Here is a 23,984-nt window from a genome sequence, read left to right as displayed (position 1 = left end):
GTGCTTGAGCGCTTCAGCCTCGACGGCAAGGTCGCCATCGTCACGGGCGCGTCGTCGGGGCTGGGCGTGGCCTTCGCCCACGGGCTGGCCGAGGCGGGCGCCGACGTCGTGATCGGCGCCCGGCGCAGGGAACGGCTGGAGGAGACCCGGCGTCTGGTCGAGGAGACCGGGCGCCGTTGCCTGGCCCTCCAGACCGACGTGGCGGTCCCGGAGGAGTGCGACGCGCTGGTCGCCGCGGCCGTCGCCGAGTTCGGCGCGGTCGACGTGCTGATCAACAACGCGGGGGTCGGCACCGCCGTCCCCGCGCTGCGCGAGCGGCCCGAGGAGTTCCGCCGGGTGGTGGAGATCAACCTGCACGGCACGTACTGGATGGCGCAGGCGTGCGCGCGGGTGATGCGGCCGGGGTCGTCGATCGTCAACGTCGGCAGCATCCTCGGCGCGACGACCGCCGGGCTGCCGCAGGCCGCCTACAGCGCGTCGAAGGCGGCCGTCGCCGGGCTCACCCGCGACCTGGCCCAGCAGTGGACGGCCCGGCGCGGCATCCGGGTCAACTGCCTGGAGCCGGGGTTCTTCGCCTCGGAGATGACCGAGCAGTATCCCCCCGGCTACCTGGAGCGCATGCTGGAGCTGCGGGTGCCGATGAAGCGGGCCGGAGATCCGGCCGAGCTGGTGGCGGCGGCGGTCTTCCTGGCCGGCGACGCCTCCTCGTACGTCACCGGCGTGACGCTGCCGGTCGACGGCGGCATCCTGATCACGTAGAGGGTCCTTCTAGTACGTTGTCGGGAATGACCGCCCCCTTCGTACGTCCGTATCGTTCCGCCGATCTGGCCGCCGTCTACGACATCTGCGTGCGTACCGCCGACGCCGGTGGCGACGCCCGCGGCCACTACGCCTCCGACCTGCTCATGGGCGACATCTTCGCCGTCCCCTACGTGACCCTGGAGCCCGAGCACGCCCACGTCCTGGACGACGGCACGGGCCAGGCCGTCGGCTACGTCGTGGGCACCGCGGACACCGCGACGTTCGTCCGCCGCTACCGCGAGGAGTGGATCCCGAGGTCCGCCGGACGTTGCCCCCTTCCCGCAGATCCGCCGGTCACGGCCGACGACGTGATGCTCGCCCTGCACCACCGGCCCGAGCGCATGCTGGTGCCCGAGCTGGCCGGTCACCCCGCCCACCTGCACATCGACCTGCTGCCCGACTGGCAGGGCAAGGGCTGGGGACGCCGGCTCATGAGCGCCCTCGTCGACGGTCTGCGTGCCGCCGGGGTCGCGCGGCTGCACCTGGGGATGGTCAGCACCAACGCGCCGGCGCGGGCGTTCTACGACCGGCTCGGGTTCGCCGAGCTGGCGGTGGCCGACGCGGGAGCGGTGACGTACCTGGGGCGGGACACCTCGCCGCTCGGCTAGCTCTTGTCCCCGAGGATTCGGGGCTTTATGTTCGTTGCGTAGTCCGGTGCGTGTTGCGTAATAAGGAACAACCGGAGGCGTGATGGGTCGGCCGCGCGTAGTGATCATCGGGGCGGGGATCGTGGGATGCGCGGTGGCCGACGAGCTCACCGAACGCGGCTGGACCGACGTCACCGTGGTGGAGCAGGGCCCGCTCTTCGCCGCGGGCGGCTCCAGCTCGCACGCCCCCGGCCTGGTCTTCCAGACGAACCCGTCGAAGACCATGACCGAGTTCGCCGCCTACACCGTGCGCAAGTACACCGCGCTCGGCGGGCACTGCTTCCGGCAGGTCGGCGGGCTGGAGGTGGCCACCACCCCCGAGCGCTGGACCGACCTGCACCGCAAGCTCGGCTGGGCGCAATCGTGGGGCGTCGAGGGCCGCCTGCTGGACGCCGAGGAGTGCGCCCGGCTGTGGCCGATGCTGGACCGGAGCCGGGTGCTGGGCGGCCTGCACGTGCCCAGCGACGGCCTGGCCGCCGCCGTGGCGTGCGGCGAGACGCAGGCGGCGCGGGCCACCGGACGCGGCGCCCGGTTCCTCGGCGGGCACACCGTGATCGGCGTCGAGCAGAAGGGCGGCCGGGTCACCGGCGTGTCCTGCGCGGTCGAGGGGGAGTACCGGACGATCCCGGCCGACGTGATCGTGTGCGCGGCCGGTTTCTGGGGCCCCTCGATCGGCGAGCTGGCCGGGCTGACCGTGCCGCTGCTGCCGCTGGCCCACCAGTACGCGAAATCCGGCCCGCTGCCCCCGCAGCCCGAGGGCCCCATCCTCCGCCACCAGGACCGCGACCTGTACGCCCGGCAGCACGGCGACCGCATCGGCATCGGCTCCTACGCCCATCGCCCGATGCCGGTCGCCCAGCACGAGATCGGCCCGAAGGGCACCACCATGCCCTCGGTCCAGTCGTTCACCGAGGAGGACTTCGACCCCGCCTGGCGCGACGCGGCCGAACTGCTGCCCGCGCTCGCCGAGTCCAAGTACGAGGACGGCATCAACGGCGTCTTCTCCTTCACCGCCGACGGCTTCCCGCTGATCGGTGAGGCGCCGCACCTGGACGGGTTCTGGCTGGCCGAGGCCGTCTGGGTGACACACTCGGCCGGGGTGGCCAGGGCGGTGGCCGAGCTGCTGGTGACCGGCCGGTCGCAGGTGGACGTGCACGAGTGCGAGCTCGCCAGGTTCGAGCAGGCGCAACTGTCGCCCGCCTACGTCGAGGAGCGCGGCAGGCAGAACTTCGTCGAGGTCTACGACGTCATCCACCCGCTGCAGCCCATGGAGTCGCCGCGCCCGATGCGGACCAGCCCGTTCCACCCCCGCCAGGTGGAACTGGGCGCGTTCTTCCTGGAGTCGGCCGGGTGGGAGCGGCCGCACTGGTTCGAGGCGAACGAGCCGCTGCTCGCCGGCCTCGAAGAGCCCCGGATCGGCGCCGACCGGCGGGACGCGTGGGCCGGCCGCTACTGGTCGCCCGTCGCCGCCGCCGAGGCGTGGGCCACCCGCGAGCGGGTCGCGCTCTACGACATGACCTCGCTCAAACGCATCGAGGTCAGCGGCCCTGGCGCGGCGGCGTTCCTCCAGCACATGACCACGAACAACGTCGACAAGCGGCCCGGGACGGTCACCTACACCCTGCTCCTGGACGCCGGCGGCGGCATCCGCTCCGACCTCACGGCGGCGCGGCTGGAGGAGGACAGGTTCCAGATCGGCGCGAACGGCAACCTCGACCTCGACTGGCTGACCCGGCACGCCCCCCGCGGCGTGCACATCAGGGACATCACGTCCGGCACCTGCTGCGTCGGCGTGTGGGGGCCGCAGGCCAGGGAGCTGGTGCAGGGGCTCACCGACATGGACCTGTCCAACGAGAACTTCCGCTACTTCACCTGCCGGTCCGGGTACGTCGGGCAGGTGCCGGTGCTGGCGATGCGCGTCTCGTACGTGGGCGAGCTGGGCTGGGAGCTCTACACCGGCGCCGACATGGGCCTCAAGCTGTGGGACACGCTCATGGCCACCGGGACGCCGGTCGCGGGCGGGCGGGCCGCGTTCAACAGCCTCCGGCTGGAGAAGGGGTACCGGCTCTGGGGCGTGGACATGACCACCGAGCACGACCCGTACGAGGCCGGGCTGGGGTTCGCGGTCAAGGCGGACAAGGACTTCCACGGCCGCGACGCGCTCTCCGCCGAGCCGTCCCGCAGGCTCGTGCCGCTGCTCAGCGCGGAGGTCGTCATGGGCAAGGAACCGGTCTCGCACGCCGGCCGCGTCGTCGGGTACGTCACCAGCGCCGCGTACGGGCACACCGTCGGCCGTCCCATCGCCTACGCCTGGCTGCCCTCCGAGCTGGCCGGACCCGGGACGCGGGTGGACATCTCCTACCTCGGCCGCCGCGTGCCCGCGGAGGTCGCCGCCGAGCCGCTGTTCGACCCCCAGATGGAGAAGATCAGACGTTGACCCACCCCGGCTTCCTCTGGCGCAACCCCGATCCGAGGCCCTCCTACGACGTGGTCGTCGTGGGCGGCGGCGGGCACGGCCTGGCCACCGCCTACTACCTGGCCAGGAACCACGGCCTGACGAACGTCGCCGTCCTGGAGAAGGGCTGGCTGGCCGGCGGGAACATGGCGCGCAACACCACCATCATCCGCTCCAACTACCTGTGGGACGAGAGCGCCGCCATCTACGAGCACTCCCTGAAGCTGTGGGAGGGCCTGAGCGAGGACCTGGACTACGACCTGCAGTTCAGTCAGCGCGGCGTGCTCAACCTGGCGCACAACCTGGGCGACGTGCGCGAGGGCAGGCGGCGGGTCAACGCCAACCGGCTCAACGGCGTGGACGCCGAATGGCTGGACGCCGACGAGGTCAGGAAGTTCTGCCCGATCGTCAACGTGTCCGACCGGGCGCGCTACCCCGTCCTGGGGGCCACGTTGCAGCGGCGCGGCGGCATCGCCAAGCACGACCACGTCGCGTGGGCGCTGGCCCGCAAGGCGGACGCGTACGGCGTCGACCTGATCCAGGGGTGCGAGGTCACCGGGTTCGAGATCACCGGGAACCGGGTGACCGGCGTGCGGACCTCGCGCGGGCCCATCGCGGCCGGCAAGGTCGCGCTCGCCTCGGCCGGGCACACCTCGGTCCTGGCCGAGCGGGCCGGCCTCCGGCTGCCGCTGCAGTCGCACCCGCTCCAGGCGCTGGTGTCGGAACTGCTGGAACCGGTGCTCGACTGCGTGGTCATGTCCAACGCCGTCCACGTGTACGTCAGCCAGGCGCACAAGGGCGAGCTGGTCATGGGGGCGGGCATCGACGCGTACAACTCCTACGGGCAGCGCGGCGGGTTCCACGTGATCGAGGCGCAGATGGCGGCGGCCCTGGAGCTGTTCCCGCTCTTCAGCCGGGTCCGCGTGCTGCGGACGTGGGCCGGGATCGTCGACGTCTCGCCGGACGCGTCCCCGATCATCGGCGCCACCCCCGTGGACGGCCTCTACGTCAACGCCGGCTGGGGCACCGGCGGCTTCAAGGCGACCCCCGGCTCCGGCTGGGTGTACGCCGACACGATCGCCAACGGGCGGCCGCACCCGCTGGCCGAGCCGTTCGCGCTGGAGCGGTTCACCACGGGCGCGCTCATCGACGAGCACGGCGCGGCGGCGGTGGCCCACTGATGCTGCTCCTCGACTGCCCCCACTGCGGCCCCCGCGACGAGAACGAGTTCCACTACGGCGGCCAGGCCGGGGTTCCGTATCCGCAGGCCCCTGCCGAGCTGTCCGACCAGGAGTGGGCCGCCTACGTCTTCCTGCGCGACAACCCCAAGGGCTGGTTCCGCGAACGCTGGTTCCACACCCACGGCTGCCGGACCTGGTTCACCGTCGAACGGCACACGGTCACGCACGAGATCAGGAAGGCGCCATGAGGTTCACCTTCGACGGCCGTCCCCTCCAGGGGGAACCGGGCGACACGCTGGCCGCCGCGCTGCTGCGCAACGGGGTGCGCGTGGTGGGCCGGGGCGTGGAGTCCGGCCGCCCGCGCGGCGTCTTCTCGGCCGGCCCCGAGGAGCCGAACGCCCTGGTCCGCGTCGGCGCCGACCCGATGCTGGCGGCCACGACCGTGGAGCTGTACGACGGTCTGGAGGCGTGGAGCCTGCGCGGCAAGGGCCGGGTGGACCTCGGCGCGGCCGACGAGCGCCGCTGCGACAAGGGCTACCTGCACTGCGACGTGCTGGTGGTCGGCGGCGGCCCGGCCGGGCTCGCCGCGGCCGCCGCGGCGCGCGAGGCCCGGGTGATCCTGCTCGACGACCAGCCCCGCCTCGGCGGCGACCTGCTGAACAGCCGGGTGCTGCTGGACGGCGCACCCGCGCTGGACTGGGTGGACTCGCTGGACCTGTCCGGCGTGCGGGTGCTCACCAGGACCACGGCCGTCGGCTACCACGACCACGGCTACGTGGTGGCGGTGGAACGGCGGGCGCGCGGCGAGCGGCTGTGGCACATCAGGGCCCGCCGGGTGGTCCTGGCGACCGGCGCGCACGAACGCTCGCTCGCCTTCCCCGGCAACGACCGGCCCGGCGTCATGCTGGCCTCGGCCGCCCGCGCCTACGTCAACCGGTACGGCGTGCTCCCCGGCCGCCGCGCGGTCGTGTTCGCCTGCGCCGACTCCGGCTACGAGGCCGCCGGGGACCTGCGCGTGGCCGGTGTGGAGATCGCCGCGATCGTCGACCCGCGCCCCGAAGGGCTCACCGCCGACGCCCTGGCCGGGCAGGTGGTGACCGGCACCACGGCCGGGCCGGACGGCGTGCTGACCGGCGTGCGGGTGGGGGAGCGGCACATCGAGGCCGACCTGCTGGCCGTGGCGGGCGGCTGGAACCCCGCCGTGCACCTGTTCAGCCAGTCGCAGGGACGGGTGCGCTTCGACGAGGCGTCGCAGGCGTTCGTCCCGGACGTCTCGGCCCAGGCCGAACGCTCCGCGGGCGCCTGCCGCGGCCTGTACGGCACCCGCGAGGCCATCGCCGACGGCCACGCCGCCGGACGGGAGGCCGCCGGATCCGCCGCCCGCGAGCTGCGCGTGCCGGAGTGCGACGAGCGGCCCCCGCGGCCACCGGCGGCGTTGTGGCTGGTCGACGGGGACGGCGACGAGCCCGCCTTCGCCGACCTGCACCGCGACGTGACCGTGGCCGACCTGGCCAGGGCGACCGGGACCGGGATGCGCTCGGTCGAGCACGTCAAGCGGTACACCACCGCGGGCACCGGCGCCGACCAGGGCAAGACGTCGGGCGCGGTCGTCGTGGGCGTGATGTCGGCCCTGCTCGGGACCACGCCCGGGCAGGTGGGCACGACCACGTTCCGGCCGCCGTACACGCCGGTGTCGTTCGCGACGCTGGCCGGACGGGACCGGGGCGCGCTCTCCGACCCGGTCAGGACCACCGCCATGCACGCCTCGCACGTCGCGGCGGGAGCGGTGTTCGAGGACGTCGGCCAGTGGAAGCGCCCCCGCTACTTCCCGCTGGACGGCGAGCCGATGGAGGCGGCCGTGCAGCGCGAGTGCCGGGCCGCCCGCACCTCCGTCGCCGCCATGGACGCCTCCACCCTGGGCAAGATCGACGTCCGGGGCGCGGACGCGGGCGTGTTCCTGGACCGGATCTACACCAACATGTACTCCACGCTCGCCGTCGGCGCCTGCCGGTACGGGCTCATGTGCCGGGCCGACGGCATGGTGTTCGACGACGGCACCACCACCAGGCTGGCCGACGACCACTACCTCATGACCACGACCACCGGCAACGCGGCCGCGGTGCTCGACTGGCTGGAGGAGTGGCGGCAGACCGAGTGGCCGCGGCTCGACGTCTCCCTCACCTCGGTGACCGACCACTGGGCGACGGTGGTCGTGGCCGGACCCAAGGCGCGGCGGGTGATCGCCGCCGTCGCGCCCGGCGCGCTCGGCCTGCCCTTCATGCGGTACGCGGAGACGGACGTGCTCGGCGTGCCCGGCCGGGTGTTCAGGATCAGCTTCTCCGGCGAGCTGGCCTACGAGGTCAACGTGCCCTGGCCGTACGGCAGGGCGTTGTGGGAGGCGGTGCTGGGGCTGGGCGCGGTGCCGTACGGGACCGAGGCGATGCACGTGCTGCGGGCCGAGAAGGGGTTCGCCATCGTCGGCCAGGAGACCGACGGCACGGTCACGCCGCACGACCTCGGCATGTCGTGGATCGTCTCCCCGCGCAAGCCCGACTTCGTGGGCAGACGCTCGCACGCCCGCCCCGACACCGCGCGGGACGGCCGCAAGCGCCTGGTCGGGCTGCTGGCCGACGACCCCGCGACGCCGATCGAGGAGGGCGCCCAGCTCGTCAGGGGTGGGCCGGGCGCGCCCATGCTGGGCCACGTGACCTCCGGCTACGCCAGTGCGGCGCTCGGCCGGACGTTCGCGCTGGCCATGGTCAGGGACGTCGTTCCGGGGGACCGGCTCACGGCGGTGTCGGGGACGGCGGCGCACGGCGTGACGGTCGTCGAGCCGGTCCTGTACGACCCGGACAACGCCCGCCGCGACGGCGACCCCCTGGAGGAGGACGCGCCCGCGGTCCTCGGGGGCCTCCCGGCGCGGGAGAGCCCGGCGGCGGCGTTCGCCGGGCGGTTCGCGGCGGCGAGCGGGCCGTCGGCGCGGCTGCGGGAGCTGCCGTTCGAGCCGATGTGGGAGGTCCGGGGCGCCGATCCCGGCGTGGGGCTGCGGCTCGGCCCGTCCTGGTGGCTGGTCGCCGGGGACGCCGTGCCCGGTCCCGGCTGGGTGGACGTCTCCGGGCAGCGCACGATCCTGGAGCTGTCCGGGCCGGCGGCGGACGACGTCCTGATCACCGGCTGTCCGGTGGACCTGCATCCGGACGTGTTCCCTGGGCACGCCCAGACGTTCCTGGGGAAGACCTCGGTGATCCTGGAACGGCGGACGTCCGGCGTCTATCGGATCCACGTCAGGTCGTCGTTCACGTCGTACCTGGCAGAGTGGCTCTTGGACGCCATTTTGGCGTTATAAGACCATTTAGGGGTACTTGCTATACCTAGACTTTACGAAAACCGAAGTCTGGGAGATGACGTGCGCGTACGGGCGTTCACGGCCGGTCTGGCCGCAGTGACCATGCTGACCGGCTGCGGCGGCCTGGCGGCGCAGTCGGGCGGCGGCCCGGACCCGGCCAAGCCGGACTCGGCGTCCGTCTCGGACGCCCGCAAGAAGCTGGACAAGCTCAAGGTCAAGGGCCGCGCCCCGCGCACCGGCTTCGACCGGGACGCGTTCGGCCCCGCCTGGGCCGACGTCGACCACAACGGCTGCGACACCCGCAACGACATCCTCAAGCGCGACATGAAGGACGAGACGTTCAAGTCGGGCACCCACGACTGCATCGTGCTCACCGGCACGCTGGACGACCCCTACAGCGGCAAGACCATCAAGTTCAAGCGCGGCCAGGACACCAGCACGGCCGTCCAGATCGACCACCTGGTGCCGCTGTCGGACGCCTGGCAGAAGGGCGCCCAGCAGTGGTCGCCCACCAAGCGCAAGGAGTTCGCCAACGACCCGCTGAACCTGCTGGCGGTGGACGGCCCGCTGAACAACCAGAAGAGCGACTCCGACGCTGCCACCTGGCTGCCGCCGCGCAAGGCGTACCGGTGCGCCTACATCGCCCGCCAGATCGACGTGAAGAGCAAGTACGACGTCTGGATCACCGACGGCGAGAAGAGCGCCATGGAAGGCATACTCAAGGACTGCTGACGCGCGTCAGGGGGCGGTCAGCGTCAGCTCCACGCGGGCCCCGCCGCCCTCCGGCGCGGAGACGGCCAGCGTGCCGCCGCAGGACTCGGCGGTACGCCGGGCGATGTCCAGCCCGAGCCCGGTCGAGCCGCCCCCGCTGTTCCCCCGCTCCAGCAACTCGGGGTCGAACCCCGGCCCCGAGTCCTCCACGACCAGCAGCGCCCCGCCGGGCCGGGACGACAGCCGTACGGCCATGGCGGTCCCTTCCGGGGTGTGCGCGAACACGTTGCCGAGCAGCGCGTCCACGCACGCGGCCAGCTCCTCGCCGCCGACCGCGACCGGCGCGGGAGCCTCGGGCAGCGAGACCGACACCGGCCGCCCCTGGTCCTCGGCCAGCACCGACCAGAAGCGCACCCGCTCCCGGACCACCTCGGCCGCGTCGCACGGGCCGCGCCCGGCCGAGCGCCGCCGCGCCTCGGTGATGACCGCGCTGACCGCCCGTTCCAGCGCGTCCACCCTGGTCTGCACGCGGGCGGCCTCCTCCGGGTCGCGCAGCGACTCCGCCTCCAGCCGCAGGCCGGTCAGCGGCGTGCGCAGCCGGTGGGACAGGTCGGCGACCGACTCACGTTCGGCGGCCAGCAGGTCGCCGATGCGCCCGGCCAGATGGTTGAGCGCCAGCGCCACCGACCGCACCTCGGGCGGCCCGCCCGGCTCGGCCCGCGCGCTCAGGTCGCCGCCGGCCAGCCGGTGCGACACCCGCGCCAGCCCGACCACGGGCCTGGTCACGGCCAGGGCCAGCCGGTCGGCCAGCACGATGCCGAGCACCACGAGCCCCAGCCCGAGCACCAGCAGCGCCAGCCAGGCGGCCCGCACGCCGTGCGTCAGCTCGTCGTCCGGCACGAACACCCTGATCACGGCCGTGCCGCCGGTCGACTGCGCCGACACCAGCACCTCCCGGCCGCCGGGGGCGACGGCGGTCACGCTCCGGCCGGTCGCGGCCAGCCGTACGGCGTCGGAGCGGGCGGCGGGCGCGCCCATCGTCTTCCCGCCGGGCAGGAACACCGTCACCCGCCGGGGCACCTGCTCGACGGCCAGCGGCAGGTCGGGCGTGCCGACCGCGACCGCGACGGACTCGGCGGCGGCGGTGGCCCGGCTCATCGCGCCGTTCTCGGCCACCGTCCCGATCAGCAGCGCCATCGGCACCAGCAGCGCGATCAGCACGAGCGACGTCGTCGCCGCCACCAGCAGCGCCAGCCAGCGCCTCACGACGGCTCGACCAGCTTGACCCCGACGCCTCTGACGGTGTGCAGGTAGCGGGGTTCCGCCGCGGTCTCGCCCAGCTTCCTGCGCAGCCACGACAGGTGCACGTCCACGGTCTTGTCGGCGCCGCCGTACGGGAGCCGCCACACCTCCGTCAGCAGCTCGCGCTTGGTGACCACCTCGCCGGGCCGCGCCGCCAGGAAGTGCAGCACGTCGAACTCGCGCGGCGTGAGGTCGAGCGACACGCCGTCGAGCGTGGCCGTACGAGCCCGGGGATCGACGCGCAGGCCGCCGACGGCCAGCGGTTCCGGCACGGCCTCGGCCACGCGCCGCAGCACCGCCCGCACCCGGGCGTCGAGCTGCCGGGCGCTGTACGGCTTGACCACGTAGTCGTCGGCCCCCGCGTCGAGGACGGGCACCATCTCGGCGTCGCCGTCGCGGGCGGTCGCCACGATCACCGGCACCCGGCTCACCGCCCGCAACATGCGCAGCAGCTCGACGCCGTCGAGGTCGGGCAGGCCCAGGTCGAGCACGATCAGGTCGGGACGGTCCTGCACGGCCAGTCGCAACCCCTCCAGCGCGGTCGGGGAGGAGGAGACCGCGTGGCCGAGATCGCGCAGGCCCCGGCTCAACGACGTGCGGATGGTCACGTCGTCTTCGATGAGCAGGATGTCAGCCATATACCCAAACCGTAGACGGTCCCTGACGATGCCCCGAGCATCCTTAGTGTCGCCTTAACCTGCGCTTAGCCGTACATGGGGGAGGGTGAGAGCGTGAAGCGTCTCGTGCTGGCCTGGGCCGTCACCGCGGCCGCCGCGACCGGGACGGCCGTGGCCGTGCTCGGCCTGCTCGGAACCGAGGTGACCGGCACCTCCAGCCGGGTGCTCAGCGGGCCGGAGGTGCGCGCCGCCCTCTCCACGGCCACCGCGCGCGCCGTCACGCCCATGCCGCGGACGTCCGCCCGCGCCCAGGACCGGCTCATGCGCACCGAGGCCGGCACGGTGATCGCCTCCTGCTCAGGCGGCCTGGTCACCCTGCGCTCCTGGAGCCCCGCCCAGGGCTACTCGGTGGACGGCGTCGAGCCCGGCCCGGCCCAGGAGGCGAAGGTGGAGTTCGAGCCGGAGGACGGCAAGGAGGTCGAACTCAAGATCTTCTGCACGCCGGAAGGCCCCGCCACCCGCTGACCGCTTCCCCGGCGCGGGCCGTTCAGCGGCCTCCGCGCACTTCCAGCGCTCCCAGCAGCTCCTCGGACGCCCTGGTGATGGCCTCCACCGCCCGGTCGAACGCCTCGGCGTTGTGGGCGGCGGGGGCGCGGAATCCGGAGATCTTCCTGACGTACTGAAGGGCGGCGGCCCGCACGTCCTCCTCGGTCACGCTCTCGGCGTACGGCGGTCGGAGGGTCTTGATGCTTCTGCACATGCCCTCAACGGTAATAGCCGATGCGCTGGCTTATCTCCCTCGCGCCCTCGGCGAGCAGCTCGCCGACCTCGGGCAGCCGCTCGGGCGTGAGCCGGTAGGACGGGCCCGACGCGCTGACGGCGGCCACCACCGAGCCGTCGGCCCCCCTGATCGGGGCCGCCACGGCGTTCAGGCCGACCTCCAGCTCCTCCACCGTGGCCGCCCAGCCGCGCTCCCTGATCTCCTCCAGGCCCAGGCCGGCGGGGGAGGTGACGGTGTGCGGCGTGTAGCGCTCCAGCTCGCCGGCCAGGCGCAGGGCGCCGAAGGCGAGCAGCACCTTGCCGCTGGAGGTGGCGTGCGACGGGGTGCGCTGGCCGACCCAGTTGTGGCCGCTGATCGCCGCAGGGCCGCGCACCTGGCTGATGTTGACCGTGTCGCCGTCCTGGGGGACCGCGATGTTGACGGTCTCGCCGACCGCCTCGGCCAGGCGCAGGCACACCTCGCGGCTCTCCCTGGACAGGTCGAGCTGGGCCGTGGCCGCGCCGGCCAGCCGTACGACGCCGAACCCGAGCCGGTAGCGCCCCCGGTCGCCGCTCTGCTCCACGAGCCCGCCCTGCTCCAGGGCGGCCAGCAGCCGGAACGCGGTGGACTTGTGCACGTCGAGCTCGACCGCGAGGTCCGTCACCCGGGTGGCGCCCTCGCGGGCCAGGATCTCCAGGATCGCGATGGCCCGGTCGACGGACTGAACCGTCGTGCTGTTGCTCACAGCGCAACAGAATAACCGGCGGAGCCCCGCCGCTGTGGCTACTTCGAGGAGGCGGGGGCGAGTTCGCGGCCGAAGTCGAGGGCGATCTTCCGCATGCCCTCGGCCAGTTCGTCGCGGTCGAGGGCGTCGATGCGCTCGGCCGGCCCCGACACCGACATCGCGGCCACCACCCGGTCGCCGTCCCGGATGGGCACCGCCAGGCAGTGCACCCCCAGCTCCTCCTCGCCCAGGTCCGTCGCGTAGCCGCGCTCCTTGACCCGGTCGAGCTCGGCCAGCATGCCGGCCGCGTCCGTGATCGTGTTCGGGGTGCGCCGCGGCATGCCCGTACGCTCGAACACCGCCATCGCCTCGGCGGCCCCCCGCCCGGCCAGCAGCGCCTTGCCCACGGCCGTGCTGTGCGGCAGCACCCGCCGGCCGACCTCGGCGAACATGCGCAGCCTGCGCGGCGAGGGCACCTGCGCCACGTAGACCACGAAGTCGCCTTCGAGCACGGCCAGGTTCGCGGTCTCGCCGGACAGCTCCACCATCCGCGCCAGGTACGGCTGCGCCCATACGCCCACCATGCTCTCGGCGATGCCGCCCAGGCGGACCAGCCCGCCGCCGAGCGCGTACCGGCGGTCGGACTCCTGGCGCACGTAGCCGCGGGCGAGCAGCGTCTGGAGCAGCCGGTGGATGGTCCCGTACGGCAGGCCCGTCGTGGCCGCGATCTCCGACAGCCCGGCCTCGCCGCCGTGCCCGGCCAGCGCCTCCAGCACGTCGAGCGCCCGCTCGACCGACTGCACGCTCACAGCGACACCCCGCGCAGGGACGCGTCCAGCACCTCGGCGGTGTGGGCCACCCTGATCTCCTTCCCGGCCCGGCGCATCGCCGAGGCGATCTGCATCGTGCACCCCGGATTGGCCGAGACCAGCAGCTCGGCCCCGGTCGAGCCGACCGCCTCGGCCTTGCGGTCGCCGAGGTCGCGGGCCGCCTGGGGTTGCAGGATGTTGTACGTCCCCGCCGACCCGCAGCAGATCGCCGACTCGGGGATCTCCCGCAGCTCAAGCCCGGGGATGCCGCGCAGCAGCTCGCGCGGCTGCGCGCGGACGCCCTGGGCGTGGGCCAGGTGACAGGCGTCGTGGTAGGCGACCGTGAGCGGCAGCGGATGCCGCCTGGCCGCCGGGCCCAGCTCGGCCAGGAACTCCGACAGGTCCGTCACCCGGAACCCGGGGTCGGCGCCGAACAGCTCGCCGTACTCCTTCATGGTCGAGCCGCAGCCGGCCGCGTTCACCACGACCGTGTCCACCCCCGCCCTCCTGAACGCGCTGATCGTCCGTCGCGCCAGCCGCCGGGCCTGCCCGGTGCGCCCGGCGTGCACGCTGAGCGCCCCGCAGCAGCCCTGCCCGGCCGGGACGAGCACGTCGCAGCCCTCCAGCGCCAGCACCCGCGCGGTGGCCGCGTTCACCTGCGGGAAGAACTCGCCCTGCACGCACCCGGTGAGCATCCCCACCACCGCCCTGCGCCTGCCCCTGGCCCTGACCAGGCGCGGCAGGCGCTGCCGGTGCTCCACGCGCGGCGCGAGCGCGGCCATGGCCCCCAGGCTCGGGTGGACGCGTGTGAGGAACGGCGCCATCCGCCCGGCCAGCCACATCGTCGGCCGCAGCAGCCGCAGCCTGCGCGGGTAGGGGAACAGGCTGAACACGATCTCCCGCACGGCCCGCTCCCGCGGCTCCCGCACGTGCGTGCGCTCGACCTCCGCCCGCGTCTGCTCGATCAGCCGGTCGTAGCGCACGCCCGACGGGCACGCCGTGACGCACGCCATGCAGCCCAGGCAGGCGTCGAAGTGCCCGGCCATCTCCGGCGTGACCGGGGTGCCCTCGACGTGCTGCTTCATCAGGTGGATGCGCCCGCGCGGCGAGTCCATCTCCTCGCCCCACAACGCGTACGTCGGGCACGTCGGCAGGCAGAAGCCACAGTGCACGCAGTCGTCGATCAGCGCCGGGTCGATCTTCGGGTCCAGCTCCGGGTCCATGGTCAGACGCCTCCCGTCAGCCGTCCGGGCGACATCCTGCGTCCCGGATCGAACCGTTCCTTGACCCGCCGCATCAACGGCAGCGCGCTCACCCGCCCCCACCTGTCGATCCCGGCGTACGGCGCGGCCAGCACGTTCACCCGGCCGCCCGCGGCCTCGACCCGCTCCCGCAGCCCGGCCACCAGGCCCGGCAGGACGTCCTCGGCGACGGGGGCCGGCGGCTCCAGCAGCACCCGCCCGGCGACCACCGACCCGCGCAGCGACAGGCCGCACCCGGCCGCCGCCCGCAGCACCACCCCGGCCGCGGCGGGTGGAAAACGCACCTCGACCAGCACTTCGTCCCGTGGGACGCGTCCCCACCAGGACGGCGGCTCGCCGGTCACCGCCCCGGCGCCGGCCAGGTCGCGCAACGCCCCGGCCCGCGCGCCGGCCGCCGTGCCCTCCACCAGCGCGGCCAGCGTCACCGGCCCGCCCGGCTCCGGGCGGTCCACCTCGACCGCGCTCGGCTCGGCCTGCGAGGCCGCCAGCGCCGCCGCGATCGCCGGCACGTCGTCCGCGGGCAGCCCGGCGACCACCCAGCTCCGCTCGCCGGGCAGCGGATGCAGCCGGAACGTGGCCTCCGCGATCACCCCGAGGGTGCCGTACGAGCCGGTGAAGAGCTTGCCGAGGTCGTAGCCCGCGACGTTCTTGACCACCTTGCCGCCCGACCGGGCGACCGTGCCGTCGGCCAGCACCACCGTGACGCCGATGAGCAGGTCGCGGGCGGCGCCGTACCGGAAGGCGCGAGGGCCGGGCAGGCCGGCGGCGAGGGTGCCCCCGACGGTCGCCTCGCGGGCGGACGGCACGTCGAGCGCCAGCTCCTGCCCCCGCGCCGCGAGCACCTCCGCCAGCGCCCCCATCCTCACCCCGGCCTGGACGCGCACCACGAGGTCGCCCGCCGCGTGCTCCAGGACCTCGTCCATGCGGCGCAGGTCGAGCAGCACGTCGCACCGCTCCGGCGGCGGCCCCCAGTGCAGCTTCGTGCCGCCGCCCACGGGCACCGCCGCCAGATCGCGCGCGGCGCAGGCGCGCAGCACGGCGGCGACCTCCTCGACCGTCTCCGGCAGCGCCACCCACCGGGCTCCCCACCGGAGCATCGGGTCATCGGGAGCGGCCGCCCGGACCGTCACGTCGGTGCCCGAGAACGGATCGGCCATCAGAACTGCTCCGCCCTGCCCGACTCGACCAGCGGGTGCGCGCCCTTGCGCACGCCCGGCACCTCGCCGCACAGCCGCGGCGTGGGGAACACCTTGCCCGGGTTGGACAGGCCGCCCGGGTCGAACGCGCACCGGACGAGCTGCATGGTGTCCAGGTCGGCCGCGGTGAACATCTTCGGCATGTAGCGGGCCTTGTCCACCCCGACGCCGTGCTCGCCGGTGATCGAGCCGCCGTGCTCGACGCACAGGTCGAGGATCGCGCCCGAGACCGCCTCGGCCCGCTCGCCCGCGCCCGGCTCGGCGTCGTCGAACAGCACGAGCGGGTGCAGGTTGCCGTCGCCGGCGTGGAAGACGTTGGCCACCCTGATGCCGTGCTCGCGCGAGAGCCGGTCGATGGCCGCCAGCACGCCGGGCAGCGACGTGCGCGGCACGACGCCGTCCTGGACGATGTAGGCCGGGCTGATCCGGCCCACCGCCGCGAAGGCCGACTTGCGGCCCTTCCAGATGGCCGCGCGCTCCTCGGGACCGGCCGCCACGCGCAGCTCGAACGCGCCCGAGCAGATCTCCGCGAGCTGGGCGAACTGCCGCTCGACCGACTCCCGCGGCCCGTCCAGCTCGACGATCAGCACCGCGCCCGCGCCCGGCGGGTAGGAGCAGGCCACCGCCGCCTCGGCGGCCTCGATGGCCAGCGCGTCCATCATCTCGATCGCGGCCGGGACGATGCCCGCCCCGATGATCGCCGACACCGCCCGGCCGCCCTGCTCGATGTCCTCGAACGCGGCCAGCACGGTGGTCACCGCCTCCGGCGTCCGGCTCAGCCGTACGGTGATCTTGGTGGCGATCCCCAGCGTGCCCTCCGACCCGACGAACGCGCCGAGCAGGTCGTAGCCCGGGTCCATGCGGTCGAGGACGACCAGGTCGCCGTCGGGGGTGACGATCTCGCACGCCTCGACGTGGTTGACGGTGAAGCCGTACTTGAGGCAGTGGGCGCCGCCGGAGTTCTCGGCCACGTTGCCGCCGATCGAGCAGACCTGCTGGCTGGAGGGGTCGGGGGCGTAGTAGTACCCCTGCTCGCGGACCGCCTCGGTGATCGCCAGGTTGGTCACGCCCGGCTCGACCACGGCCCGGCGGTCGGGCAGGTCGATCTCCAGGATCCGCCGCATCCTGGAGGTGACGATGAGCACGCCGTCCTCGCGGGGGAGCGCGCCGCCCGACAGGCCCGTGCCCGACCCCCTGGCCACGAACGGCACCCCGAAGTCATTGCACATCCGGACGACCCCGGCGACCTGCTCGGCCGTGGCAGGCAGCACGACCACGCCCGGTGTCGCCCGGTGGCTGGTCAGCCCGTCGCACTCGTAGGTGCGCAGGCGTACCGGGTCGGTGATCACCGAGTCGGGAGGCAGCAGCGAGCGCAACGCCGCCGTCAGCGTGTCGAGCACCAGTCACTCTCCAGGTCCGTCACCTCTAGTGTGCGACTGTTTCCACCGTTATGGCCAGTTTTCGGAGGCCGTCCAGGTGGTTTTCGGGGGGCCGCTTATGCACGCCCGCGTCTACGGCATTCGGGCGTACGCCGGCAGCGTCAGGAACTCGGCGAAGTCGTCGTCCAGCGCCACCTCCTTGAACAGCGCCGTCGCCTGCCCGAACAGCCGCTCGTCGTAGCCAGGCTCGGCGGAGACCCGGTCCAGCTCCTCGGCGATGATCCGCTCGACCAGCTCCTTGGTCACCCGCTCGCCGGTGTCGGCGAGCGTGATGTCGTTGTGGATCCACTGCCAGATCTGCGAACGCGAGATCTCGGCCGTCGCCGCGTCCTCCATGAGGTTGTGGATCGCGACCGCGCCCAGCCCGCCCATCCAGGCGGCCAGGTAGCGCAGGGCCACGTCGACGTTGTTGCGCAGGCCCGTCTCGGTGATCTGGCCGGGCGTCTCGGAGACCGACAGCAGGTCGGCGGCCGAGACGCTGACGTCCTCGCGCAGCCGGTCGAGCTGGTTGGGCCGGTCCCCCAGGACGCCGTCGAACACCTCGCGGCACACCGGCACGAGGTCGGGGTGGGCCACCCAGGAGCCGTCGAACCCGTCGCTCGACTCGCGCGTCTTGTCCGCCCGCACCTTCTCCAGCGCCACCGCGTTCACCTCGGCGTCGCGCCGCGAGGGGATGAACGCCGCCATCCCGCCGATGGCGTGCGCGCCGCGCTTGTGACACGTACGCACCAGCAGCTCGGTGTAGGCCCGCATGAACGGCGCCGTCATGGTCACCGCGTTCCGCTCGGGCAGCAGGAACTCCCGCCCCCGCGTGCGGAACTTCTTGATCACGCTGAACAGGTAGTCCCAGCGGCCCGCGTTGAGCCCGGACGAGTGGTCGCGCAGCTCGTGGAGGATCTCCTCCATCTCGAACGCCGCCGGGTAGGTCTCGATGAGCACGGTGGCCCTGATGGTGCCGTACGGGATGCCCAGGAGCTCCTGGGCCCGCGTGAACACGTCGTTCCAGAGCCGCGCCTCCAGGTGCGACTCCATCTTCGGCAGGTAGAAGTACGGCCCCTTGCCCTTGTCGAGCTGCCGCCGCGCGCAGTGGAAGAAGTAGAGCCCGAAGTCGAACAGCGACGCCGACACCGGCCGCCCGTCCACCTGGGCGTGCTTCTCGTCCAGGTGCCAGCCGCGCGGGCGCACCACGATCGTGGCCAGCTCGTCGTCGGGCCGCAGCGCGTACGTCTTGCCGCCGGTCTCGAAGTCGATCGCCCGGTCGAGCGCCTCGCGCAGGTTGAGCTGCCCGGACACGCAGTTCTCCCACAGGGGTGAGTTGGCGTCCTCGAAGTCGGCCAGCCACACCTTGGCGCCGGAGTTGAGCGCGTTGATGGTCATCTTCCTGTCGACCGGCCCGGTGATCTCGACGCGGCGGTCCTCCAGGCCGGGGGCCGGCGGCGCGACCTGCCATTCGCCCTCCCTGACCGCCTTCGTCTCCGGCAGGAAGTCCAGGGTCCCGCCGGCCGACAGCTCCGCCTGGCGGGTCTGGCGGGCTTCGAGCAGCTCCAGCCGCCTGGCGCCGAACTCCCGCTGGAGAGCCGCCACGAAGCCGAGCGCTTCCGGCGTGAGGATCTCGTCGAACCGTTCGAGCATCGGGCCGGTGATCTCCATGTCCCCCTCTTTTCCGTAGAGTGGAAAACTGATTCTGGATTGTGGAAGTGAAGCTACTCCGGCCAGGGTTCCCGGGTCAAAGGCTGGGGTATCCCTGGTGTGCCTTCCGGGGCATCCCCGATGCGGAGGGGGTCATGCCCGCGAAAGGATCGGGGGCATGAAGACGATTGCCGTGGCGGGCGGGCTGCTGGCCGCCGCGCTGGTGCTGACGGGTTGCGGGCTTGAGAGCCTCGGCGGTTCCTCGAACCAGGACACCGTGTCCTACGAGGTCAAGGACAAGGTCTCCAAGCTGCAGGTCAAGAGCGACGCCGGGGATGTCGTGATCACGGAGACCGACGGTCCCGCCGTCCGCGTCATCGAGACGCTGCGCTGGCGGAACGACGACAAGCCCAAGCCGCAGCACAAGGTCGAGGCCCAGGCGCTTTTCGTGACGTACGACTGCCCGTCCAACTGGGGGAGCTGCAGTGTCGACTACAAGATCGAGATCCCCAAGGGAATGGCGGTCGACCTCGACAGCGGCTCGGGCGACATCACGTTGCGGGCGCTGAGCGGCCAGCTCACGGCCGACCTCGGCTCCGGCGACCTCGACGGCTCCGGCATGACCGGCAAGAAGGCCTACGTCAAGGCCGGGTCGGGCAACGTCGAGCTCAAGTACGCCGCCGCGCCGGACAGTACGGAACTGGAGTGCGGTTCGGGGGACATCGTCCTGAAGGTGCCCACGGGCGCCTACAACGTGAAGACCGACGTGGGCTCCGGGGACTCCGCCGTCTCCGTCAAGTCCGACCCGAGCTCTCCCCGTACGATCTCGCTGACCGCCGGTTCCGGCGACGTGGCGCTCTCCGCGGAATGATCCGCGGGATAACCAGATGATGACTCCGGGGATGTCGTGCCACCATCGTGGGAAGACACCGAGGTGTCCAGACGTTCCCTCATAGAGATGACACGAATGCACGAATACACCGCGCTCGACGAGTTCGAGACCGGCGACATGGACCTCGAGGAGCGCCAGGCGCTGCGCCGCGTGGCGGGCCTCTCCACCGAACTCCAGGATGTCTCCGAGGTCGAGTACCGGCAGCTGCGGCTCGAGCGGGTCGTTCTCGTCGGCGTCTGGACCTCCGGCACGGCCGAGGACGCCGAGAACTCCCTCCTCGAGCTCAAGCTCCTGGCCGAGACGGCCGGCTCCGAGGTGCTCGAAGGGCTCATCCAGCGGCGCCAGAAGCCCGACCCGGCCACCTACATCGGCTCGGGCAAGGCCCTGGAGCTGCGCGACGTGGTCGAGTCGACCGGCGCCGACACCGTGATCTGCGACGGCGAGCTGACCCCCGGCCAGCTCCGCCAGCTCGAGGAGACGGTCAAGGTCAAGGTCATCGACCGTACGGCGCTGATCCTCGACATCTTCGCCCAGCACGCCAAGAGCCGCGAGGGCAAGGCCCAGGTCGAGCTGGCGCAGCTGCAGTACCTGCTGCCGCGCCTGCGCGGCTGGGGCGGCAACCTGTCCCGCCAGGTCGGCGGTCGTGCCGCCGGCGGCGTGGGCATCGGCGGCCGCGGCCCCGGTGAGACCAAGATCGAGCTTGACCGGCGCCGCATCCGCGAGCGCATGTCCAAGCTGCGCCGCCAGATCAGCGGCATGTCCACCTCGCGCGAGACCATGCGTCACCGGCGCCAGCGGCGCGAGGTCCCGGCCGTGGCCATCGCGGGTTACACCAACGCGGGCAAGTCCTCGCTGCTCAACCGCATCACCGGTGCGGGCGTGCTGGTCGAGGACGCGTTGTTCGCCACCCTCGACCCGACCGTGCGCCGCGCGCGCACGCCGGAGGGCCGGCTGTTCACGATCGCCGACACCGTCGGCTTCGTGCGCCACCTGCCCCACCAGCTCATCGAGGCGTTCCGGTCCACGCTGGAGGAGGTCGCCGACGCCGACCTGATCCTGCATGTGGTCGACGGCTCGCACCCCGACCCCGAGGGGCAGCTCGCGGCCGTCCGCGAGGTGTTCGCCGACATCGAGGGCGCCTCCGAGGTGCCCGAGGTCGTGGTGATCAACAAGGCCGACGCGGCCGACCAGGAGGTGCTCGACCGCATCGCCAGGCGCGAGCGTGACAGCATCGTGGTCTCCGCCCGTACCGGCAAGGGCGTCCCCGAGCTCATGCGGCTCATCGAGGAGCGGCTGCCGCGCCTCGACCACGAGGTCCACCTGCTGGTGCCGTACGACCGGGGCGACCTGATCTCGCGGGCCCACAAGGAGGGCGAGGTGCTCTCCGTCGAGCACGTGCAAGACGGCACCGTCCTGCACGCCCGCGTGCTGCCGAGCCTGTTCCAGGAACTGGAGCGGGTCGGCAAGCCGGTCGAGCGCGTCTCTTAGCGGGACGGCTGGGCAGCTCTTCGCTCAAAGTAGCGCAGAGCTGCCCAAATAGGGCAGTGGTCCCCGAACCCCGGGGTTGCTAGGATGGCCAGACCTAACATTGGTCTGGTTTTTTGGTTTCGGTTCTGGGTTTCGGATGATGACGTCGAGTGCGGCAGTCGTCAGCGGGGGCCAGGGGGCAAGGCGTGGCCGGGTGACGGATGGGATGAGAGGTCTTTCTTCCGAATAACCCTGTACACCAAGCCCGGCTGTGAAATAACGTAACTGAACTGAAATCGCCGGATCATGTCTCCGGCGATACGGTCACCGCACAACATCACGCGGATGAGAGCAGGAGACCCCCCATGTCGTCCGGACCCGGAGCGGACTCAGTGGGCGCGGCACAGGCCGTGCACTGGGTGCTGCGCCTGCAGGGGGCGGTGGTGCGATGACCGTTCGGCTCTTGACCAACATCGGTCGCCTGTGGACGGGTAACGAGGTCCTCAGCAACGCGGCCATCCTGGTGCACAACGACCGCATCGCCTGGGTCGGGCGGGCGCCCGACCTCCCGCAGAGCGTGCCCGGCGTCGTCGACGACATCGTCGACGTCGACCACGTGGAGAACCTCGGCGGCGCGCTCGTCACGCCCGGCCTCATCGACGCCCACACGCATCCGGTCTACGCCGGCAACCGCTACGCCGAGCTGGCCATCCGCACCGGCGGCTCCAGCGCGGCCTCGATCACCGCGGCGGGCGGCGGCGTCGGCTCCACGGTCACCGTGACCCGCGGCACCGACCCCTGGACGCTGTGCAACGGCGTGCGCGAGCGGCTGCGGAGCTGGCTGCTCAGCGGCACCACCACCGTCGAGGCCAAGACCGGCTACCACCTCACCCGCGACGGCGAGCTGGCCGACGTGCGGCTCCTGCGCGAGCTGGAGAAGGAGCCGATGATGCCGCGGGTGCACGTCACCTTCCTCGCGGCGCACGTCGTCCCTCCGGAGTACTTCGGCCGTCAGCGCGAGTACGTCGAGGCCGTGGGCGCGTGGTGCGCCGACGCGGCGGCGGCCGGTGCCGACAGCGTCGACGTCTACTGCGACGAGGGCCACTTCACCACCGAGGAATCCCGCTGGGTCCTCGCCTCGGGCCGCAACGTCGGGCTGCTTCCGCGCATCCACGCCGGCCTGTTCAGCCGTCGCGGCGCCGTGCAGCTGGCCGCCGAGCTCGGCTGCGCCTCCGCCGACGGCCTGCACCACATGTCCGACGAGGACATCGCGATCATGTCCCGTTACGGCGTGCCCGCGGTGGTCTGCCCGGCCACGGCGCTCCAGCGCGGTCATGTGCCGCCGGTCCGCCAGATGATCAAGCACGGCGTGCAGATCGCCCTCGGCAGCGACCACAACCCCGGCTTCTGCGGCATCACCTCGATGTCGCTGGTCATCGCGATGGCGGTGTCGGCGTTCGGCATGAGCGTCAACGATGCGCTGCGCGCGGCCACGCTGGGCGGCGCGACCGTCCTCGGGGCGCCCGACCGCGGGGTGCTTGCTCCCGGGCGGCTGGCCGACATCGTCCAGTGGGACGCCGACCACGAGGGCGCCTTCGCCTGGTCCTTCGGGCTCAAGCCGCGCCGGGTGTGGCGGGGCGGCACTCCCGTCCAGTAACACCGCGTTCCGGTCGGGTGGCTAATCTCGGGATATGCCGCCCTCTGTCGCCGTCGTCACCGATTCCACCGCGTACCTGCCCGCTGTGCCCGGGGTGACGGTGGTGCCCGTACAAGTGGTCGTCGGCGGCATCCCCCGCGACGAGGGCGCCTTCACCGGTGACCTCGCCACCGCCACCACCTCGCGCCCGTCACCCTCGCGCTTCGCGGCCTGCTACGACGCGCTGGCCGCCGCCGGCGCCACGGGCGTGGTGTCGATCCACCTGTCCGGCGAACTGTCGGGCACCGTGGACTCCGCCGTCGCGGCCGCCGAGAGCGCGCCCGTGCCGGTTGAGGTGATCGACAGCCGGTCCATCGCGATGGGTCTCGGCTACCCCGTGCTCGCCGCGGCCCGGTCCGCCGCCGCCGGCGCCTCCCTGACCGCCGTGGCCGACGCCGCCCGCCGCACCGCCACCCGGACCTTCTTCTACGTGGACACGCTGGAGTACCTGCGGCGGAGTGGCCGCATCGGCGCCGCCACGTCGTTGTTCGGGTCGGCCCTCATGATCAAACCGCTGCTGCACATCGTGGACGGGCGCATCTCCCTGCTGGAGAAGGTCCGGACGTCGGGACGGGCGATCGCGCGGCTGGAGGACCTGGTGGTGGAGGCGGCGGCGGACCTGGGCGGGGTGGGGGTGGCCGTGCAGCACATGGGGGTTCGGGGGCGGGCCGAGCTGCTGGGGGAGCGGTTGTCGAAGCGGGTGGCGGGGGTCGGCGAGGTGCGGGTGGTGGAGGTGGGGGCGGTGATCGGGGCTCATGTGGGGCCGGGGATGCTGGGGGTGACGGTCACGTCGTACGAGGGGTGACCGGGGTGTGTGCTCGTGGGTGTGTTTGGGTGGTTGCTTGTCCACAACCTCTTCGTTTCTGACGTGCGTCGTCCCCAGAATTCGGTTCGGTAGCTCGGGGCTGGGAGTGGCGCGTCTAGGTTCGTCGGCGTGCGATCTCAGGAACCGACGGCGGAGCGGACCATAGCCGAATCCAGGCTCCGGTCGATCACCACCCCTGCCCGCCGGGCCCGTCCGGGACGACGTGCCAGGCATCCCTATGGGGA

At 72.7% G+C, this 23,984-nt stretch carries 21 protein-coding genes; 12 read left to right on the top strand and 9 right to left on the bottom strand.

Annotated elements, in window-relative coordinates:
- From ABZ815_RS05290 to ABZ815_RS05260, 7 genes are all read left to right on the top strand, one after another.
- Positions 1-759: a glucose 1-dehydrogenase gene (locus tag ABZ815_RS05290; protein WP_357694210.1), complete on the top strand. Its 759-nt coding sequence runs from the start codon at positions 1-3 to the stop codon at positions 757-759.
- A 26-nt stretch (positions 760-785) separates the two neighbouring features.
- A complete protein-coding gene (locus ABZ815_RS05285) occupies positions 786-1,409 on the top strand; it encodes a GNAT family N-acetyltransferase (RefSeq protein WP_357694208.1) in 624 nt (207 codons plus the stop codon).
- A gap of 82 nt (positions 1,410-1,491) precedes the next feature.
- Positions 1,492-3,885, top strand: coding sequence for an FAD-dependent oxidoreductase (locus tag ABZ815_RS05280; RefSeq protein WP_357694653.1), 2,394 nt, complete (start codon positions 1,492-1,494; stop codon positions 3,883-3,885).
- Positions 3,882-5,084, top strand: a complete 1,203-nt coding sequence (locus ABZ815_RS05275) for a sarcosine oxidase subunit beta family protein (protein ID WP_357694206.1) — start codon at positions 3,882-3,884, stop codon at positions 5,082-5,084. The genes ABZ815_RS05280 and ABZ815_RS05275 overlap by 4 nt, the downstream gene beginning before the upstream one ends.
- Entirely contained in the window at positions 5,084-5,332 is a 249-nt protein-coding gene (locus tag ABZ815_RS05270; RefSeq protein WP_357694204.1) for a sarcosine oxidase subunit delta, read from the top strand. Before ABZ815_RS05275 ends, ABZ815_RS05270 begins: the two co-directional genes overlap by 1 nt.
- A complete protein-coding gene (locus ABZ815_RS05265; RefSeq protein ID WP_357694202.1) occupies positions 5,329-8,430 on the top strand; it encodes a 2Fe-2S iron-sulfur cluster-binding protein in 3,102 nt (1,033 codons plus the stop codon). Before ABZ815_RS05270 ends, ABZ815_RS05265 begins: the two co-directional genes overlap by 4 nt.
- Before the next feature lie 60 nt (positions 8,431-8,490).
- On the top strand, positions 8,491-9,162 hold the full coding sequence (locus tag ABZ815_RS05260; protein ID WP_357694200.1) for an HNH endonuclease family protein: 672 nt from the start codon (positions 8,491-8,493) through the stop codon (positions 9,160-9,162).
- Positions 9,163-9,168: 6 nt separating this feature from the next.
- Here ABZ815_RS05260 and ABZ815_RS05255 read toward each other — a convergent pair whose 3' ends face one another.
- Positions 9,169-10,407 carry a HAMP domain-containing sensor histidine kinase gene (locus tag ABZ815_RS05255; RefSeq protein ID WP_357694198.1) on the bottom strand — a complete coding sequence of 413 codons (1,239 nt, stop codon included), beginning with the start codon at positions 10,405-10,407 and terminating at the stop codon, positions 9,169-9,171.
- Positions 10,404-11,081: a response regulator transcription factor gene (locus ABZ815_RS05250; RefSeq protein ID WP_357694196.1), complete on the bottom strand. Its 678-nt coding sequence runs from the start codon at positions 11,079-11,081 to the stop codon at positions 10,404-10,406. Before ABZ815_RS05250 ends, ABZ815_RS05255 begins: the two co-directional genes overlap by 4 nt.
- A gap of 93 nt (positions 11,082-11,174) precedes the next feature.
- Here ABZ815_RS05250 and ABZ815_RS05245 point away from each other — a divergent pair, with 93 nt between their 5' ends.
- The gene (locus ABZ815_RS05245; RefSeq protein ID WP_357694194.1) at positions 11,175-11,585 is read left to right on the top strand and encodes a hypothetical protein; all 411 of its coding nucleotides are present in this window, start codon (positions 11,175-11,177) and stop codon (positions 11,583-11,585) included.
- Between the two features lie 22 nt (positions 11,586-11,607).
- On the opposite strand, the gene ABZ815_RS05240 is transcribed toward ABZ815_RS05245, so the two are convergent.
- From ABZ815_RS05240 to aceB, 7 genes are all read right to left on the bottom strand, one after another.
- The gene (locus ABZ815_RS05240; RefSeq protein WP_357694192.1) at positions 11,608-11,820 is read right to left on the bottom strand and encodes a DUF2277 domain-containing protein; all 213 of its coding nucleotides are present in this window, start codon (positions 11,818-11,820) and stop codon (positions 11,608-11,610) included.
- 4 nt (positions 11,821-11,824) lie between these two features.
- Positions 11,825-12,565 carry an IclR family transcriptional regulator gene (locus tag ABZ815_RS05235; RefSeq protein ID WP_357694190.1) on the bottom strand — a complete coding sequence of 247 codons (741 nt, stop codon included), beginning with the start codon at positions 12,563-12,565 and terminating at the stop codon, positions 11,825-11,827.
- A 38-nt stretch (positions 12,566-12,603) separates the two neighbouring features.
- On the bottom strand, positions 12,604-13,353 hold the full coding sequence (locus tag ABZ815_RS05230) for an IclR family transcriptional regulator (RefSeq protein WP_357694188.1): 750 nt from the start codon (positions 13,351-13,353) through the stop codon (positions 12,604-12,606).
- Positions 13,350-14,576 (bottom strand): heterodisulfide reductase-related iron-sulfur binding cluster, encoded by a 1,227-nt coding sequence (locus ABZ815_RS05225; RefSeq protein WP_357694186.1) that lies wholly within the window; start codon positions 14,574-14,576, stop codon positions 13,350-13,352. Before ABZ815_RS05225 ends, ABZ815_RS05230 begins: the two co-directional genes overlap by 4 nt.
- Positions 14,577-14,578: 2 nt before the next feature.
- The gene (locus ABZ815_RS05220; RefSeq protein ID WP_357694184.1) at positions 14,579-15,772 is read right to left on the bottom strand and encodes an FAD-binding oxidoreductase; all 1,194 of its coding nucleotides are present in this window, start codon (positions 15,770-15,772) and stop codon (positions 14,579-14,581) included.
- Positions 15,772-17,211, bottom strand: a complete 1,440-nt coding sequence (locus ABZ815_RS05215) for an FAD-linked oxidase C-terminal domain-containing protein (RefSeq protein ID WP_357694182.1) — start codon at positions 17,209-17,211, stop codon at positions 15,772-15,774. Before ABZ815_RS05215 ends, ABZ815_RS05220 begins: the two co-directional genes overlap by 1 nt.
- 111 nt (positions 17,212-17,322) lie before the next feature.
- Entirely contained in the window at positions 17,323-18,900 is a 1,578-nt protein-coding gene (gene aceB / locus ABZ815_RS05210; RefSeq protein WP_357694180.1) for a malate synthase A, read from the bottom strand.
- 157 nt (positions 18,901-19,057) lie between these two features.
- On the opposite strand from aceB, the gene ABZ815_RS05205 reads away from it, so the two are divergent.
- The 4 genes from ABZ815_RS05205 (at position 19,058) to ABZ815_RS05190 (ending at position 23,739) form a co-directional block, all read left to right on the top strand.
- Positions 19,058-19,750, top strand: coding sequence for a DUF4097 family beta strand repeat-containing protein (locus ABZ815_RS05205; RefSeq protein ID WP_357694178.1), 693 nt, complete (start codon positions 19,058-19,060; stop codon positions 19,748-19,750).
- A gap of 96 nt (positions 19,751-19,846) precedes the next feature.
- Positions 19,847-21,259, top strand: coding sequence for a GTPase HflX (gene hflX / locus ABZ815_RS05200; protein ID WP_357694651.1), 1,413 nt, complete (start codon positions 19,847-19,849; stop codon positions 21,257-21,259).
- Positions 21,260-21,686: 427 nt separating this feature from the next.
- On the top strand, positions 21,687-22,895 hold the full coding sequence (hutI, locus tag ABZ815_RS05195) for an imidazolonepropionase (RefSeq protein ID WP_357694176.1): 1,209 nt from the start codon (positions 21,687-21,689) through the stop codon (positions 22,893-22,895).
- Positions 22,896-22,929: 34 nt separating this feature from the next.
- Positions 22,930-23,739 carry a DegV family protein gene (locus ABZ815_RS05190; RefSeq protein ID WP_357694174.1) on the top strand — a complete coding sequence of 270 codons (810 nt, stop codon included), beginning with the start codon at positions 22,930-22,932 and terminating at the stop codon, positions 23,737-23,739.
- Positions 23,740-23,984: the final 245 nt, after the last annotated feature.

Source organism: Nonomuraea sp. NPDC047529, assembly GCF_040642995.1.
Taxonomy (GTDB): domain Bacteria; phylum Actinomycetota; class Actinomycetes; order Streptosporangiales; family Streptosporangiaceae; genus Nonomuraea.
Note: the sequence above shows the minus strand (reverse complement) of the source record. Positions and strands in the feature narration are given on the sequence as shown.